Consider the following 17,171-nt stretch of genomic DNA (forward strand, 5'->3'; position numbering starts at 1 on the left):
CGCCCCTGGCGTTCGGCGCGGGGCAACCACGCGCCGCTGGCGGACGCCTGCCGCGTGTCGCGGACTCCGGTCGAGATCGCACCGCACCGCGATGGAAGCCACTGCCATTGCCGCAGGCTCAATGGCGGGCCTCCGCTGGCGAAGGCGCCGATTCACCGTGCGCCGCAACACCAGTCGTTGCTAACGTGACCACGCGTGAACACCTGTGCCGAATGCGGTTTCGTCTACGACTTGGCTTCGGCGGCTGAGGTGCCGTCGCTGGCGCGGGAACACGCAGTGGAGTACGCGGACCTGCTCGGCGCGGATATCGGCAAGTTGCGGCAGCGCGGCAAACCCGAGATGTGGTCGCCGCTGGAATACGCCTGCCACGTGCGGGATGTGCTACTGGCCCAGCGTGAGCGTGTGCTCGCCGCGCGCCGCTCGGACAATCCGGTCGCCACGCCGATGGGCCGGGAGGAGCGGGTCGAGCACGAAGGCTACGCGGAGCAGGCTCCCGCGGACGTGGCCCGCCAGATCCGCGACGCCGCGCTGCTGTTCGCCAATGTGCTCGAGCGACTCGGCGACGAGGACTGGGAACGCACCCTGAGCTTCCCCTATCCCGAGCCCGCGGATCGCTCGCTGCGTTGGCTCGCGCTGCACACCTTGCACGAACTGCGCCACCACCTGCTGGACATGCACCGGCAACTGGACGGCTGACACAGCCGCGGATCAGGGCGCGGGCTGCGGCTGTTCGTCGCGCTTCACCCGGTCCCGCTTGCGGACCCAGCGCCGCACCGGCTCCTCGACCAGGGCGTAGCTGGCGGCAGCCACCGGAAGGGTGATGCCGATGGTGAGCACGAGGACGTAGAGGAAGTCTCCGGAGAAGGGCAGGATGCCGAACACCGGGAACACGATCGTCAGCACCGCCAGGTGCCAGATGAAGATGCCGTAGGACCAGCGTCCGAGCGTCGCGGCCACCGGCGACTCCAGCCAGCGGTGCGGCCGCGCCGCCGGGTCCCGCAGCACCAGCGGCGCGAGCAAGGTGAAGCCGAGGATCGCGCCCAAGCCCATCTTCACCACGTACTGCCAGGGTTCGGCTCTGGTCAGCCCGGCCGGTCCGGCGAGATCGGTCGCGGCGAGCAGAAAGGCGACGGTCGCGACCGTCCACATCAACGGCTGGTTCCCGGCGACCTTCCACCACCGTGATAGCCGAATGCTATGGTCGGCGAGTTCGGCGAGCAGCATGCCCGCGGCGAACCACGGCAAATATCCGGGCAGCCAGTTGTCGGAATGGATGGCGTCCGGCGTCGGCACCGGAATGAAGTTCCAACCGAGACTGATCAGGGCGGTGGCGAGCAGCACGGGGATCCGCCAGCGCGCCGCAGGGCCGCGCAATCGAACCAGCGCGAAGGCCAGCAACGGCAACACCAGATAGAAGGCCACCTCGACCGAGAGACTCCACATCTGAGTCAGCCCGTCGGTCAGCGTCAGCGGCACGAACACCTGCAGCAGCGCCAGGTTCGACACCCACACCCGCAGTCCCGCGGTCCCCGCCGCACTGGGCAGCAGCACCAGGACCACACACACCACGACCCAGTAGGCGGGCAAGATGCGTGCGGCGCGATGTCGCAGGTAGTAGCCGGTTGGCGGTGCGGTGTCGAGCCCGCGCGCAGCCGCGGCGTGCGGACGCCAGAGCAGGAATCCGGACAGCGCGAAGAACACCGCGACCGCCATGTCGAACCGTCCCCACACCCGCCCGATGACCGGCGTGCCCGAGGCTCCGGTCTGGAAGGCGACATGGGTCAGCAGCACGCCGAGAGCGGCCATTCCGCGCATGCCTTCCAGCGCGGAAACGAACGCCCGTGGGCGCACCCGTTCGGTGGCCGGTGCGGTAGTGGGCAGCGTCGCGGTCATCAGGCTCCAGTCTGCCTCGCGAATTCACAGTTGATAACCCGACGTTTCAGATTTCGCGCTAAACTCGGGCGATTTCTCGGCCGTTTCCGGCCTCGACGCCGCATGGTACGACATCGTGCTGTTAGTGTCGGGGCTCACGAGTGCCGCGGGCTGCCCGCAGTGCTCGCCGGAACGGCCTGTGTTCTACGACGAGGAGAGTTTGCATGGCACTGAGTGCCGGTACCAGAAGGACGGTGGCCTGCCTGCTGGTGGGTCTCGGCGCGCTGCTGATCGTCGCCGCACTGATGATCCCGACCTACACCGTCGACAAGGTGGCGAAGACTCCCCTCGATCTGGAGATCACCACGATCGCGACGAATCAGCCGGGTGAGGACAGTCTAGTGCTGGACTCCAGGTCGCTGACCGCGCCGGAGGGTTCCGCCAAAGTCGACACCAACGTCCCGCTCGTCTCGCAGCGGTTCCTCACCGTCGAGGACCCGGCCGATGCCGAGCAGATGACGGTGCAGGCGGGCCAGACGCTGCGGCGCATCGACAAGCAGGGCGACACCGGCCTGCTGACCGCGGTCATCGACCGGGTGACCATCGACCGGGTGACCGGCATGCCGGTCTCCACCGAGCCCAACGGCTCCATCGCGGTCACCACCACCAAGGAAGGCGAGAGCATCGCCGACCCGGTGCAGCACACCGGCCTGCAGTACCGGTTCCCGATCGGCACCGAGAAGAAGACCTACCCGTACTTCGATCTCAACGTGCGCAAGACCTTCGACGCCAACTTCGTCGAAGAGACCGAGATCAACAACCTGAAGGTCTACCACTTCCAGATGTCGGTGCCCGCCACCAACTTGAACGAGGTGGTCCAGTCGCCGACCAACCGGCTCAGCCTGCCCGCCGCCAAGTGGGGCGTCGAGGGCGGCGAGGAGCCGGTGACCATGTACCGGTACTACACCAACACCCGTGACCTGTGGGTCGAGCCGCAGACCGGCACGGTGGTCAAGGGCGGCGAGGCGCTGCACCTGTACTACTCGCGCACCGCGGACAAGCCCGAGGTCACCGCACTGAAGTCGCACCTGGTGTTCGACGAGAACACCGTCGAGTCGCAGGCCTCGGTGGCGAAGGAGAACATCGACAAGCTGGCGCTGTACGGCCGGGTCATGCCGATCGTCCTCGGCGTCCTCGGTGTGATCGCGCTGATCGCAGGCGTGTTCCTCGGTGTCCGCGGCGGGCCCGCCCCGGCGCGCGCACGCTCCGGCGGCGCCCCGGGTCAGCGGCCGGGCGGCCCCGCCCCTCGGGGTGCGGTCGGTCGCGGCGGCGAGGACGCCCCCACTGAGCAGATCCGGATCAACAAACAACCCTGATCCGGCTGCGCACCACTGAATTCGGCTCCCCCGCCTTCCGGCTGGGGAGCCGAATTCGTTCGCAGGGTCGGGCCCAGCCGCCGTTGGCGTCGACGTTCGGCCACCTGAGGACATCGCGGAAGAACGCGCGGGCCGCGTCTGGATCATCCGCATAGACCAGGATGTGTGCCGCGGTGATCATGGCTCGGTCCCAGGTAGGTGCCCGTCAACCGACCGAGCGCAGCGCCTCGGGGCGTGTCGTGCGGGCGGCCGTGCGCAACAGAATGACGATGACCAGAAGGGGTCGAGGGCACGTCGTGGGCGCTGGTGCGTCAACCAACCGGGCGCAGTGGCTCCGGGCGTGTCGCGCTCGTGGCCGCCCGCAGGACGATGACGGCGACCAGCAGAGTGGTAGTGGCCGCGACGGACACGGCCGTGGTGATCAGGGCCGGGACTGTGCGAGCCAGAGTCAGCATCAACGTGACTTCGATGGCCAGTCCCAGCCAGGTGACCAGCGCGAGCGAGGTGCGGTCGACGGCGATGGCCGAGAGAACTGCTCCTTGCAGTACGGCCAGCAGTGCTCCGTGCAGCGCGAACAGCCACAGCAGGCCTTGAATCGGGGCATAGTCCTCGCCCGCGAGCAGCGGGGCCAGCGGGGCGGCGAGCACGGCCCCGAGCACCGCGACGAGACCGATTCCGCTGAGCACCGCCAGCGCGGCCCGGATCGCGCCCGCCGACTGCGTCGGCTGGGCCATCCGCGGATACAGCACGACGCCGACCGCTTGCGGCAGCCAGAACGCGATCTTGGTGGCGATGGTGCCGAGGGCGTAGCGGCTGGCATCTACGTCGTCGAGCACGATCCGCACCACGATCAAGTCCGCCGACTGCAGCGCCATCAGCGCCGCTTGCACCTGGGCGGCCCGCAGAACCGGCAGCACTCCCGTGGCCGCCGCGATCTCGCCCGGCTCGATTCCGGTCCGGACCGGCTCGGACGGCGAACCGGCCACCATCCTGGCCAGCAGCGCCGCCGCCGCGATCCCGCAGGCAGCAGCCCACAGTGCGAGCGTCGCACCGCCGCTCAGCGCCAGAACCACCAGCGCGGGCGCGACCCGGGCGATTCCCGCCGCGCCGAGCACCACACCCAACGCCCGGAACCGCTTACTGCCTTGCAGGACCCCCTGCTCGCCGGACAAGAGCACCAGCGCCGGCGCGGCACCCAGTGCCGCCGCGGTGGCGGCTATCCCGACGTTCAGCGTGAGAGAGACCAGCGGCACCAACACCGCCGCCACCACGGCGACGATCAGCGCGCACCGCCATTGCAACCCGCGCAGCGCCGCTACACCGGCACCCCGGACCAGCTCGCGGGCCACCACGTTCTGCAATGCCAGCGCCGGCACCGCGCACAGCAACTGCACCGCAAGCAGACTCGCGAACTCGCTGTACCCGGTAACGCCCAGCCACCGTCCGGCGAGCAGCTGCAGCAGGTACCCGGCCACGTTGGCGGTCATCGCCCCGGCCGTCACCCACGTCAGATCCGCTACCACGAGAAACCGACGGACAGCAGACACGCTCCCCCGCCTCTCCGAGTCTCCAGGCCGTACCAGTCGGGTCACGCAAGATTTGCGTTCAGGTCCTACGTCGGGTTCCGCTCTTGTTCTGGGCGTACCCGGTGAATTACCCGTGTGCTCACGAAATCAGTTGTCATGTTGTCGCAAGCCACTCGTAGCGCGAGGGCGGCTGGTTGCACTGTCGTTCACCGCACCGCTCCAGATGACGCTCGGCACACAATACAGTGTGAGGTCGGGGGCCTAGTACGCCAGCTAGAGCCGACGTGCGAGGACTCCGATCCCTATCGCGTGTCCGGCGTCGAGCGCGCGGCTCGACGCTGTGCAGCCAACGAAACTCCCGCATGTGCGAGGCGACAACGTGAACGCACCACTCCCGGCCGGTACGGCCTGAGTACTTACAAGGCGGACCCGCGCGAGGATCCGCCTGACTGACAACTCGAGCATCCTCGTCTCCTCTCGGCTCCGCCCCTGCGGTGTTCGGGACGTACAGTGCTCAGGCGTGGATGTGAGCCGTCGGGATCGAGTGGTGGCCGCGGGATACAGCGCGGCGATGGCGCTGCTCGTGGCCGGACCGCTGCTGAGGCCCGGGTATCTGCTCTTGCGGGACGCGGTGAGCACGCCGCGCAGCTACCCGACCGACTCGGCGCTCGGGTTGGGCGATGCGGCGCCGCGGGCGGTGCCGCAGGACGCATTGCTCGCCGCGGCGTCGGCGCTCGTGGACGGCGGTCTGATCGTCAAGGCGATCCTGGTCCTCGCGCTGTGGGCCGCAGCGTACGGGGGCGTGGTGCTCGTACGTGAACTGCTGCGTGCGCCGCTCGGCGCACAGCTGGTCGCCGCCACGGTCGCGCTGTGGAACCCCTACGTGGCCGAGCGCCTTTTGCAGGGCCACTGGAGCCTGCTCACTGGCTATGCCGCCCTACTGTGGACGGTGCTGGCTGCCTATCGCCTCCGATGCGCTGTCGTGGTGCAGCAACCAGCCGACACTCTGGAGTCGCCGGAACCCACCTCGACACCCGATAGACCAGAGCTTCCGGGCAGTGCTCGATCAGCCGGAACCGGGCGTCTGCGCGGCACCACGTCAATCCGCGCGGCGGGACAACGCCGAGGTCTTCGGCAGATCGCGGCCGCACATAGCCGAACGGCGTCCGCGTGGGCGGCGCTGGCGGGATCCCTGGCCGCCGCCGGCCTCACACCGACCGGCGCGCTCTTGGCGGGCTGCACCGCACTCGCCCTCGTCCGGGTACGGCAACTGCCCGCGACAGTCGCCCTCTGGGTGGCCGCGTCGGCGCCGTGGCTGACCGCAACCGCGCTATCCGGCGCGGGCGGCGAACCCTCCGACCCCGCAGGTATCGCCGCCTTCGCCGCGCGTGCCGAACCAGGGCTCGGCACGCTGGGCAGCTTGGCCGGGCTGGGCGGGATCTGGAACGCCGCGGCCGTGCCGGACTCGCGCACCACGCCGCTCGCCGCGATCAGCACCGTCGCGCTGCTCGCGATCGTCGCGCTGGGTGTGCGTGCTGTCGCGACGGGCAATGGCGACCCGGACGGTCGCCACATCCGCCGCGTGTTGCTGCTACTCGCAGCGGTCGCGGTCCTGTTTCCCGCGCTCGGCGCGACGCCGTGGGGCATGCAGGCGCTGGAGTGGCTGGTCGCTCACATGCCCGGCGCGGGTCTGCTGCGCGACACGCAGAAGTACGTGGCGTTGGCCATGCCCGCCTATGCGCTGTGCGCCGCGGCCGGATGCGGCGTCCTGGCCCGGCGTTTCTCCGCGCCCCGGCAGCCCGCGGCAGCAGACCAACCCGTCTCGACTTCTCGAGCCGTAACATCCACTGTCGCAGCACTATTCGTCGTCCTCCTCGTGCTGCCGCTCTACGACCTCGCATGGGGAGTCGGCGGAGCGGTTCGAGCCGTGCGGTATCCGGACGGGTGGCAGCGGGTCGCGGAACGCGTCGACGATTCCACCGACATCGCGGTACTGCCGGGCGGGATGTTCCGCAAGTTTCCCTACAGCGGCGCTGCGCCGGTACTGGACCCGGCGCCGCGCATACTGCCCGGCGACGTCTTGCAAACCGGTGAGCTCCCGGTGCGCGGCCGTACCGTGTCCGGTGAAGGAGCCCGCGCCAGGCAGGTCGAAACCCTTCTGCTGCACGGCGGTCCGGCCGTGGATCTGGCGCGCCTCGGCGTCGGCTGGGTGCTCGTCGAACGAACAACCCCCGGCCCACTCGGCCGATCGGCGGCCACGCTCGCCCAGCTCGAGCCGACCTACGAGGACGCCGATCTCGCGCTCTATCGCGTTCCCGGCGTCATCGAGCGACGCGGGTCGACGACACAACAGCGCGCATTCGCCTATGCAGCCCATTCGCTCTGGGGCGCAATGCTTGTCGCCGGACCACTCGTCGTTCTCGGTGTGCGTGCACGATCCCGGGCGAGAATGCGGCGGTAACCGCGGTCGGCACCTCTACTCGGAGCCCGGGAACCTTGCGGTGGTGGCTGGCCTACCCAGCGCTCAGCTGGAAGAACGGGATCAGTCGACCGGCCGCGGCGCGATCAAACCTGCCGTGTGTTCACCACGGGCAGCGGCCGCCAGCACCTCGTAGACTCCGTTTCCGGTTTGCTCCCAGGAGAATTCGCGGGCACGGGAGCGGGCCTTCTCGCCCATGACGGTCCGCGCCGCAGGATCGTCCAGCAGCTCGCCGACGGCGTCGGCCAATTGCGCGACATCGTCCACCAGGACGCCGGTGGCTCCGTCGACGATGGAATCGGTCAGACCGCGCGAACTCCGGTAGCCGACGGTCGGCACACCGTGCTGGGCCGCCTCGATCACCGCGAGTCCCCACCCCTCCTTGCGCGAAGGCAGCACGTGCACCCACGCTCTGGCGAGCAGTTCGTGTTTGCGGCGTTCGTCCACGTGGCCGTGGAAGGTGACGGCGTCGGCGATGCCGAGCTCGCGGGCATTGTCCTTCAAATTGTCCGCCCACCAGCCGTCGCCGATCACGTCGAGGCGCAGCCGCGGAATGCGGTCGCGCAGCCGGGCGACGGCGGCGAGCGCGTCCTCGATCTGCTTGTGCGGCACCAGGCGGGAGAGCACCACGACGGTGGGCTCGTCGGTCCGCGTTTCCGCGGCCCCCGTCGGGGCGTCGGCTGGAACCGGTTCAGCTCCATTGCGAACCACCGCGATTCGCGAATTGTCCACACCGAGCGCGGCCAGCTCCTCGGCCGAAGGCAGGGACACGGTCAGATACTGATTGTCCCGGTGCACGCGCGGCGACAGCCGGGACTCGATCCACCAGCCGATCCGGCCGACCAGCCGACCGGCAACCGGCCACTGCTCGCGGTGGCCGTGGTGCACCAGCACCACCGACGGCGCCCGGGTGACGACGCCGGCGAAGAAGGGAATGCCGTTCTGGGTATCGATCACCGCGTCCGGGCGCACGCCGCGCAGCGGGCCGAGGCCGATCCGCGCGAGCAGGAGGGCGGCCAGCGCCCGCGGATACACCGTGTAGCGTCCGCCGGCCCGGCTGACGTCGATGCCGTCGATTCGTTCCCGCCGCGGCGCCCCCGGGTAGCCCGCCGTGCGCAAGGTGACCTTGATCCCGCGGGCGGTCAACTGTGCGCCGACCTGCTCGAGGTACCGCTCGCTGCCGCCCCCCTGCGGGTGCCCGGTGTCGCGCCAGCAGAGCAGGAGGACTTCGCGCACGTGGAGCTTCTCTCGGTCGGTGGTCCCGGTGGGAACGTCGGATATCGCGCTACACCCTAACCGAGCACCCGTCGAGCATGCCCGGCATCGGGGCTATGGAAAACTCGGCGCCGTGCTCAAAGCCGAGAACCCGCCCGTACGAAGCAGCTCGCCCCGGTTCGCCAGGCGGGCGACGTTCCGCCGGTCGCTGCGGCTGCTCGGCAGTTTCCGGTTCGAGCAGACCGATCCAGCGCTGTTCTACGGCGGCCTGGCCGCCGACAGCGCGGCCATGATCGCCGACTTCTATGCCGACCTCACGGGCCGGTCGCTGGACGGCGCGACGATTCTCGACGTGGGCGGCGGACCGGGCTACTTCGCGGACGAGTTCCTCCGCACCGGCGCGCGCTACATTCCGGTGGAGCCGGACCCGTCGGAAATGCACGCGGCGGGCCTTTCGGTGGCCGGTGCCGTCCGCGGGTCGGGGATGGCGCTGCCGTTCCGCGACGGCGCGGTCGACATCTGCTTCTCGTCGAACGTCGCCGAGCACGTCGCAAAGCCGTGGGTGATGGCCGACGAGATGGTGCGGGTGACCAGGCCAGGCGGACTCATCGTGCTCTCGTACACGGTGTGGCACGGCCCGTTCGGCGGGCATGAGACCGGGCCGTGGCACTACCTCGGTGGTGAATACGCCGCGCGCCGGTATCGGCGCAAGCACGGGCGGGAACCCAAGAACCGGTTCGGCAGGTCGCTGTTCGCGGTGCGCGCCGCGGATGGATTGCGCTGGGCGGCAGGCACTCCGGCCGAAGTACGGACGGTCTTCCCGCGGTACCACCCGCGCTGGGCCTGGTGGCTGGTGCGGATACCATTGGTGCGGGAGTTACTTGTGAGCAATCTGGTCGTTGTGGCAACTAAGAGTTAGCTGAACTAAGCCTCGAGCCATCCGCGACGCCAGTGCCGCCTGCCGCACGGCGCGTGCACGGGCTCGCTCCACGGCGATTCCCGGATCGCCAATCCGACGGTCTCCAGCGTGGTCAGACCGACCAGGTCGGCTAGCATCCCGACTGCGGCGACAGCCTCTGCGGCCTGCATAGCCGCGGTAGCCTGCTCGATTGTCAAGGTGCGGCCGGGTAGGAAGGAGACCACCCACCCTCCGCTGCCGACGCTCTTCGCCTGATGCTCGGTTTGATCACTGGTCATCAGCGACCGGCCGATCACTTGCACCGCCATGACTCGGACTCCCCAATTTGCGGTAACGGTTGGGTGAATGGAGCGAGCTGATCTGTCGCTACAGCATGACCGCTCCAGCAACAGAACGCAATAGTGCGTTCGGCGAAAAGCGAACCGAGAGGTCGGAATTCACACTCACAAGGGTGGCGAGCCGCGGTGAAATTAGAACAGGTTACAGACAAAACCGAGGCAAAACTGTAACGTGTTCTCATGCATTACGACAGCTTGTTCATCGGCGGCCGCTGGACCGCGCCAGCCACCGCCGAGCGCGTCCAGGTCATCTCGCCGGCCACGGTCGAGCCGGTGGGCAGCGTACCCGCGGTGAGCCGGGCCGACGTCGACGCCGCGGTCGCCGCGGCGAGGCACGCGTTCGACCACGGCCCGTGGCCCGCCACGCCGCCGCAGGAACGTGCCGCGGTGCTCACCAGGGCCGCACGGCTGATCGAGCAGCGTTCCGCAGACCTGCTCGCCGCGCTGACCGCCGAGGTCGGCGCGCCGCAGATGATCGCAATGACGCTCAACCAGATCCCCGCGGTCGCCGCACTGGACGCCTACGCCGCCCTGGCCGAGTCCTTCCCCTGGCGGGAAACGCGGGTCGGCGGGTTCGGCACCACGCGGGTAACCCGCGAGCCGCGCGGCGTCGTCGCGGCGATCACCGCATGGAACGTCCCGCTGTTCCTCGCTGCCAACAAGCTCGCTCCGGCCCTGTTGGCCGGTTGCACCGTGGTGCTGAAGCCCGCCCCGCTGACGCCGATCACGGCCAATCTGGTCGCGGATATCTGCACTGAGGCCGGGCTGCCCGAAGGCGTGCTCTCGGTGCTGCCCGCCGAGCCCGACGTGGCCGAGTACCTGGTCTCCCACCCCGGCGTGGACAAGCTGACCTTCACCGGGAGCACCGCGGTCGGCAGGAAGATCGGCGCGATCGCCACCGGACAGCTCAAGAGCGTCTCGCTCGAGCTGGGCGGCAAGTCCGCGGCAATTCTCTTGCCCGACATGGACCTCGCGGCCGGCATCCCGGTGCTCGCGTTCTCCGGCCTGATGAACAGCGGCCAGGGCTGCGTCGCGCAGACGCGCATTCTCGCCCCGCGCAGCCGGTACGACGAAATCCTCGACGCGCTGGTCGACCATGTGCGGACGATGAAAGTCGGCGACCCGAGCGACCCCACCGTGCAGTTGGGCCCGCTGATCTCCGAACGCCAGCGCGACCGGGTGGAGGGATACATCGCCAAAGGCAAGGCCGAGGGCGCGCGGCTGGTGCTCGGCGGCGGCCGGCCGGAGGGGCTGGATCGCGGCTGGTTCGTCGAGCCGACGATCTTCGCCGACGTGGACAACAAGTCCACCATCGCCCAGGAGGAGATCTTCGGCCCCGTACTGTCGGTCATCCCGTACGAGACCGAGGACGAGGCCGTGGCGATCGCCAACGACTCGGTCTACGGCCTCGCGGGTTCGGTCTGGACCACCGACATCGAGCACGGTGCCGAGATCGCGGCGCGGGTGCGCACCGGCACCTACGCAATCAATTGGTACGCATTCGACCCGACCTCGCCGTTCGGCGGCTACAAGGCCTCCGGGCTCGGACGGGAGAACGGCCCGGAGGGCCTCGACTCGTTCTGCGAGCAGAAGTCGCTGCTCATGCCGCTCGGCTGGACCGGGTGATCAGTCCGGTGGCATGACCACCCGGAGAATGGGCGCTCGGTCGCCGTACAGCCTGGTCGGCGCGTCGACGACCTCGACGCGCCATCCTGGCGGCAGCACCGACCGCAGCCGTCCCGCGGCGCGGCGCAGCGGGGTGCTCGCGGTCGCGAACGCGAATTCGGCACCCATCCGGGGAATGGACGCCGTCGTTTCCAGATCGGCCATGCTCCAACCGCCTCTCGCGCCTCGATCTCGCCGTGCACCGCGGGGATCGCGGGTCCGTTTGTCGATAGGGAAGTAGGTCAGTCGATCAGTTAACCGCCAGTAATCAGACTGGTGCAGGTAGCGGGAACAACACGTCCAGCATAAGCTATGACGACATAAGATCTCTCGACAAGACTTATACCCCATTGCGCCGGTAGATAAACGCACTGGGACGTGTGAATTCAGCGTCCTACGTCCGGCGGTGACATATTGCGCGCCAACGCCTTTTCCATGTGGCTGTCTGATACGACTGGGCCACAACGTTATTCACGCATAGCCGCGACGTGGACGCTGATCACCGACCCAGCGATCGGCGATACGCGGCCGGGGCGGCTCCCGTCGCCGCGCGCAGATGCACCCGCAGGGCGGTGACGCTGCCGAATCCCGCCTTGGCCGCGACGACTTCGACCGGCAAACGAGTAGTTTCCAGTAGCTCGCGAGCACGCGCGGTGCGCTGCGCATCGAGCCAGCGTCGCGGCGTGGTGCCCACCTCCGCCTTGAACCGGCGGATGAACGTGCGCTCGCTCATCAGCGCGTGCGCGGCAAGCGCCGAAACATCCACTGCCGCAGCCGGTTCGGCGACGGCCCAGGCCAGCGTGGCGGCGAGGCCGCCATCGCCACCGCGAACGCCGGGCCCATCCGGAATGTATTGCGCCTGACCACCTTCCCGGTGCGGCGGAGTGACGTTCCACCTGGCCAGCTCAGCGGCCGCATGCGCGCCGAGCTCCCTGCGGACGATATGCAGACACAGGTCGAGGCCTGCCGAGAGGCCCGCCGACGTGAGCACGTCACCGTCGTCCACATACAGCGCCGTCGGATCCAACTTCACCGCGGGATACAGCTCGGCGAACTCGTCGCAATAGGCCCAGTGCGTCGTGGCGGGCCGCCCGTCCAGCAGGCCCGCCTCGGCGAGGATGAACGCGCCGACGCAGATGCTCACCAGCGTCGCGCCGCGTTCCGCCGCCTCGCGCAGCGCGGTGAGCGCCTCCCGTGGCGTCGGCAGTGTCGGAATGCCGATCCCGGGGACGACGACGATCTCGGCCTCCGCGAGCACCTCGAGCCCGTGCTCCACCCGCAATTCGAAGCCGTTGGGCGTCCACACCGGCCCCGGGCGCAGCCCGCACGTGCGCATCTGGAATCCGCGCGGCTCGCCGGTCTTACCCGGTCCATGCCGGAACGCCTGCACGGCGGAGGCCAGGTCGAAGGCCATGACGCCGTCCAGCGCGAGCGCGACCACGTTCTTCATCACGGACCAGTTTGACATGAATCCGAGCATTACTGTCATTTCCGCCACTCGTCGCGGGCCCTGGCGCGCGCTTGACTGAAGCGCGCAGCGAGTTTCGACGACGAAGGAGAACGCCGTGGCCGCACCGACGGGCATCGACTGGGAATGGGCCACCCGCACCGGTGGCGCGCTGACCAAGGAGCAACGCCGCAGGCTGGCCGTCGAGACCGCGCGAACACTGCCCGCCACGGTGCCCAACCGGGTCCGGCTCGCGCTGGGTCGGCGCGGACGCGGCAAACTGGACTTCGCCGGTCTGCGGCTGCCCGACTCCGCGCTGGCCGTGGCGGCGGAAACCGAAGCGCGCGAATCGCTTTCCCCCCACGTACTGCATCATTCGCTGCGCACCTACTACTTCGGGCGGGTCCTGGCCGACCTCGAGGGCGCCACCTACGACGACGAACTCGTCTATGTCTCGTGCTTGCTGCACGACCTCCAGCTCGAACACCCCACGCCGGGACGGTGTTTCGCGGTGACCGGCGCAGAGCGTGCCGCCGCGTTCGCCCGGGAAGCGGGCGCCGACCCCGCACGCGCCGAAGCGATCGGCGCGGCCATCGCCGCCCACATCACGCCCGGCGTCGCCGACGATCTCAACGACCCGGGCGGCTTCGTCTCCGCGGGCGCCTCCGTGGACGTGATCGGTGCGAGGCTGGCGGAACTGGACCGGGACTGGGTCGCCGACCTGCTGCGACGGCATCCGCGTCAGCACCTCAAACGGCACGTGATCGCCGCTTTCGAAGCGGAGGCGAAGGCCGTGCCGGAGGGCAGGGTGCGCTGGCTCAACAGCGCAGGCTTCCTGACGATGATCCGGATGGCGCCGTTCGACGAATAGCGCCGCCCGAGCGCAGCCTTCGGAAGCGAGAAAAGGCTTGGCGCACAAGCAAAACGCCCGCACCATCGGCCAGATAGTGCGGGCGGTGCTACTTTTGGTGGAGTGTCAGCCCAGACGCTGCTTCAGCGCCTCGAACTCGTCGCGCACGCCGGAAGGCAGCTTGTCACCGACGAACTCGAACCACTCTTCGATCAGCGGGATCTCTTTGCGCCACTCGTCGGCGTTCACCGCGAGCGCCTCGTCGACATCCTTGGGATCGGCGTCCAGCCCTTCCAAGTCGAGCTGCGCGGCGGTCGGCACGTTGCCGATCGCGGTCGCCTCCGCCTCGGCGGAACCCTCGATACGCCCGATGATCCACTCCAGCACGCGGGAGTTCTCCCCGAAGCCGGGCCACAGGAAGCGGCCGTCGTCGCCGCGGCGGAACCAGTTGACGTAGAAGATCTTCGGCAGCTTGGCGGCGTCGGCGTTCTTGCCGACGTTGATCCAGTGGCCCAGGTAGTCACCGACGTGGTAGCCCATGAACGGGAGCATGGCCATCGGGTCGCGGCGCACCGTGCCGACCTTGCCCTCGGCGGCCGCGGTCTGCTCGGAGGACAGCGTCGCGCCCATGAACACGCCGTGCTGCCAGTCGAAGGACTCGGTGACCAGCGGAACCGTGGTCTTGCGGCGACCGCCGAACAGGATCGCCGAGATCGGCACGCCCTGCGGGTCGTCCCACTCGGGGGCCAGGATCGGGCACTGCGCCATCGGCGTGCAGTACCGCGAGTTCGGATGGGCGGCGAGCGTCTCGGTCTCCCGGTGGTACCAGTCGTTGCCCTTCCAGTCGATCAAATGATCGGGCTCGCCCTCCAGGCCCTCCCACCACACGTCGCCGTTGTCGGTCATCGCGACGTTGGTGTAAACGGTGTTGCCCGCCTCCATGGTGGCCATGGCGTTCGGGTTGGAGCTGCTGTTGGTGCCCGGTGCGACGCCGAAGAAGCCGTACTCCGGGTTCACCGCGTACAGGCGGCCGTCCTTCCCGAAGCGCATCCAGGCGATGTCGTCGCCCAGGGTCTCCGCGCGCCAGCCCGGCACAGTCGGCTGGATCATCGCGAGGTTGGTCTTGCCGCAGGCGCTCGGGAACGCGGCGGCGATGTAGTAGGCCTTGTTCTCCGGGGAGATCAGCTTCAGGATCAGCATGTGCTCGGCCAGCCAGCCCTCATCGTGGGCCATCGCCGAGGCGATACGCAGCGAGTAGCACTTCTTGCCGAGCAGCGCGTTGCCGCCGTAGCCGGAGCCGTAGCTCCAGATCTCCCGGTCTTCGGGGAAGTGGGTGATGTATTTGGTGTCGTTGCACGGCCACGGCACGTCGGCCTGGCCGTCGGCCAGCGGCGCGCCCACGGAGTGCAGCGCCTTCACGAACGGCCGGTCGTCGCCCAGCTTCTCCAGCGCGGCGGCGCCCATGCGGGTCATCACGCGCATCGACACGACGACGTACTCGGAGTCGGTGATCTCCACGCCCAGCTTCGGGTCATCGGCGCCAAGCGGGCCCATGCAGAACGGCACCACGTACATGGTGCGGCCCTTCATCGATCCGCGGTACAGCTCGGTCATCGTGGCGCGCATCTCGGCGGGGTCGACCCAGTTGTTGGTCGGGCCCGCGTCGGCCTCGGTCTTGGAACAGATGTACGTGCGGGACTCCACCCGGGCCACGTCGGACGGGTCGGAGAGGGCGAGGAAGGAGTTCGGCTTCTTCTTCTCGTCCAAGCGCTTGAAGGTTCCCGCCGCGACGAGCTGCTCGGTCAGCCGGTCCCATTCCTCGTCCGAGCCGTCCGCCCACACCACTCGATCCGGCTGGGTGAGTTCGGCGACTTCTTGTACCCAGGCGAGTAGTTCGCTGTGCTCGGTCGGCGCCTTGCCGTCGGATCCACGAAGACCAGGAATGGTCGCTGACGTCATGAAAACTCTCCTGAGATGGGCGGCCACTCGATGCTTCGCCGCCTGGGTTGACCATTTCGAGCGACCTGCAAGCAGTCGCTACGGCAAGGCCCATGACCAGCGCGAATGCACCCAGCGCCACCGTTGGCGGGAAGGCGCCCGCTCCGACCGGTCGTCAGCACACCCTCACCGGGCGGCAGATCAGGACTCAGCGGAACGCCCAAGTTCCTGAATAGAGGTTAACGCCATGTGACGACCCGTACGGCATCGGGTTCATCACTGTGTACCCAATTGGTCGTTCGTTTCAACAGGGGAGATCCAGCGGTCGAGGATCCGGATATCCCGCTCGCACGCCGCGAGCTGACCGGGCTGTTCGGCCGCCATCCGGCGCAGCTTTGCCTCCAGTTCGGCGACGCGGCGATCGGTTTCCACCATTCGCGCTGTGCTTGCCTGGACCACGTTACCGGCCAGTACGGTCTCGGTTTCCACCAGCGCGGTCGCCACTCGCTGCTCGAGCTGGGCTTTCACATTGACCAACGCGTCGCCCACCCATTGCCGGATGTGCGCTCGATCCGCCAGCTGCCCGCGGGCGCGGACCACCCACGCTGCGACGCTACCGCCGAGTAGCAGGGTGACTGGGACGGTCGCGACATCGAGCGCGGGCACCAGCGACAGCGGAGCAACCAACAGGCGACCGAGCCCGACACCCGCCGACGCGCCGAGCGCGATCATAAGGTGATCTTCGACACCCCGGTGTCTCGGCTCCGGATCCGGGCCCACCCGCGGCGCCGGATCACGCCGTCGCTGTGGCACAGCGCGGTCCCCGTCGTCGATCCGGTCCCCGAGTTGGGCCAAGCGGTGGTCGATGGTGCGGTCGACATCGCCGGTCAGCTCGGTCACGGCCTGCTGGAGCCGGTCGGGATAGCCGCGGAGCTGGGCGGGACGCAACCGATCCAACTCGGCGCGAGCCGCGGTGTGCAGGGTGCGAATCCGCGCGCCGATATCGGTCATCAGGTCGACTCGGGCCAGGTGCAACTGCCCGCGCAGGGTGGACATGGCAGTGGCGCGTCCGCCGTCCCGCCCCGCGAGCAGCACCGCGCGTTCCTCACGCAGCCGTGCCAGTTCGGCGCCGGAACGCAGCGCGGCCACCTGCTCGATCACTCGCTGACGCGTATCGCCCAGAACTCGGCCGGTGACCGCGGCCAACCGGTCGCCGGTCGCCGCGGCGGCGCCCGAGGCCGCCGCGGCCAGCTGGGCATGCAGGGCGCCGAGGCCGGAGCGATCCAGCAGCCCGGCGTCCCCCGCCGTGCGGGCCGCGGCGGCCAGCCGCGCCGAGACCGGCACGATGGCCAGGTCGGCAGCGCCCTGGGCGGCCAGCAGCTCCAGATTCCTGGCCTGCACCGCACGCCAGTCCTGGTAGGCGTGGATGCCGTTCATGGCGAGCAGAACGCGCGTCCCGTCCGCGCGCATCCTGCCGATCATCTCCAGCAGGTCCGCGCCGATGGTGGTGCCCGCGTCGAGCAGAATCAGCGCCAGCGGCGGCGAT

Annotated in this window: 14 protein-coding genes; 6 read left to right on the forward strand and 8 right to left on the reverse strand. The window is 69.0% G+C overall.

The window, feature by feature from the left end; translation table 11 throughout:
• The first annotated feature begins 291 nt into the window (after nt 1–291).
• A complete protein-coding gene (locus tag NA4_RS07595) occupies nt 292–696 on the forward strand; it encodes a DinB family protein (protein WP_373862767.1) in 405 nt (134 codons plus the stop codon).
• A 12-nt stretch (nt 697–708) separates the two neighbouring features.
• Here the strand turns inward: NA4_RS07595 and NA4_RS07600 are convergent, their stop codons facing one another.
• A complete protein-coding gene (locus tag NA4_RS07600; protein WP_067466143.1) occupies nt 709–1,893 on the reverse strand; it encodes an acyltransferase family protein in 1,185 nt (394 codons plus the stop codon).
• Nucleotides 1,894–2,096: 203 nt separating this feature from the next.
• Between NA4_RS07600 and pgfA the strand changes: the two genes are divergently transcribed.
• A complete protein-coding gene (pgfA, locus tag NA4_RS07605) occupies nt 2,097–3,248 on the forward strand; it encodes a cell envelope lipid trafficking protein PgfA (protein WP_067466145.1) in 1,152 nt (383 codons plus the stop codon).
• A gap of 311 nt (nt 3,249–3,559) precedes the next feature.
• Here pgfA and NA4_RS07610 read toward each other — a convergent pair whose 3' ends face one another.
• Nucleotides 3,560–4,735 (reverse strand): polysaccharide biosynthesis protein, encoded by a 1,176-nt coding sequence (locus tag NA4_RS07610; RefSeq protein ID WP_245671177.1) that lies wholly within the window; start codon nt 4,733–4,735, stop codon nt 3,560–3,562.
• Between the two features lie 559 nt (nt 4,736–5,294).
• On the opposite strand from NA4_RS07610, the gene NA4_RS07615 reads away from it, so the two are divergent.
• Entirely contained in the window at nt 5,295–7,235 is a 1,941-nt protein-coding gene (locus NA4_RS07615) for an MmpA family trehalose lipid delivery protein (protein WP_373862766.1), read from the forward strand.
• A gap of 81 nt (nt 7,236–7,316) precedes the next feature.
• Here NA4_RS07615 and NA4_RS07620 read toward each other — a convergent pair whose 3' ends face one another.
• Nucleotides 7,317–8,489 carry a glycosyltransferase family 4 protein gene (locus tag NA4_RS07620; protein ID WP_067466147.1) on the reverse strand — a complete coding sequence of 391 codons (1,173 nt, stop codon included), beginning with the start codon at nt 8,487–8,489 and terminating at the stop codon, nt 7,317–7,319.
• A 112-nt stretch (nt 8,490–8,601) separates the two neighbouring features.
• Here NA4_RS07620 and NA4_RS07625 point away from each other — a divergent pair, with 112 nt between their 5' ends.
• Entirely contained in the window at nt 8,602–9,387 is a 786-nt protein-coding gene (locus NA4_RS07625) for a class I SAM-dependent methyltransferase (protein WP_067466148.1), read from the forward strand.
• A gap of 5 nt (nt 9,388–9,392) precedes the next feature.
• On the opposite strand, the gene NA4_RS07630 is transcribed toward NA4_RS07625, so the two are convergent.
• Nucleotides 9,393–9,695, reverse strand: a complete 303-nt coding sequence (locus NA4_RS07630; RefSeq protein WP_067466151.1) for a hypothetical protein — start codon at nt 9,693–9,695, stop codon at nt 9,393–9,395.
• Between the two features lie 210 nt (nt 9,696–9,905).
• On the opposite strand from NA4_RS07630, the gene NA4_RS07635 reads away from it, so the two are divergent.
• Complete coding sequence (locus tag NA4_RS07635) at nt 9,906–11,351, forward strand: aldehyde dehydrogenase (RefSeq protein ID WP_067466154.1); 1,446 nt, start codon at nt 9,906–9,908, stop codon at nt 11,349–11,351.
• Here NA4_RS07635 and NA4_RS07640 read toward each other — a convergent pair whose 3' ends face one another.
• On the reverse strand, nt 11,352–11,555 hold the full coding sequence (locus tag NA4_RS07640; protein WP_067466157.1) for a hypothetical protein: 204 nt from the start codon (nt 11,553–11,555) through the stop codon (nt 11,352–11,354).
• 334 nt (nt 11,556–11,889) lie between these two features.
• Entirely contained in the window at nt 11,890–12,840 is a 951-nt protein-coding gene (locus NA4_RS07645; RefSeq protein WP_067466160.1) for a GlxA family transcriptional regulator, read from the reverse strand.
• Between the two features lie 115 nt (nt 12,841–12,955).
• Here NA4_RS07645 and NA4_RS07650 point away from each other — a divergent pair, with 115 nt between their 5' ends.
• Nucleotides 12,956–13,708, forward strand: a complete 753-nt coding sequence (locus tag NA4_RS07650; RefSeq protein WP_067466162.1) for an HD domain-containing protein — start codon at nt 12,956–12,958, stop codon at nt 13,706–13,708.
• 105 nt (nt 13,709–13,813) lie between these two features.
• On the opposite strand, the gene NA4_RS07655 is transcribed toward NA4_RS07650, so the two are convergent.
• Nucleotides 13,814–15,646, reverse strand: a complete 1,833-nt coding sequence (locus tag NA4_RS07655; RefSeq protein WP_067466164.1) for a phosphoenolpyruvate carboxykinase (GTP) — start codon at nt 15,644–15,646, stop codon at nt 13,814–13,816.
• A 255-nt stretch (nt 15,647–15,901) separates the two neighbouring features.
• Nucleotides 15,902–17,171, reverse strand: a 1,270-nt coding sequence (locus tag NA4_RS41300) for a hypothetical protein (protein WP_067466166.1), incomplete at its 5' end; no start/stop codon positions are given.

Origin of the sequence: Nocardia amamiensis NBRC 102102, from assembly GCF_001612745.1 — a bacterium.
GTDB lineage: Bacteria > Actinomycetota > Actinomycetes > Mycobacteriales > Mycobacteriaceae > Nocardia > Nocardia amamiensis.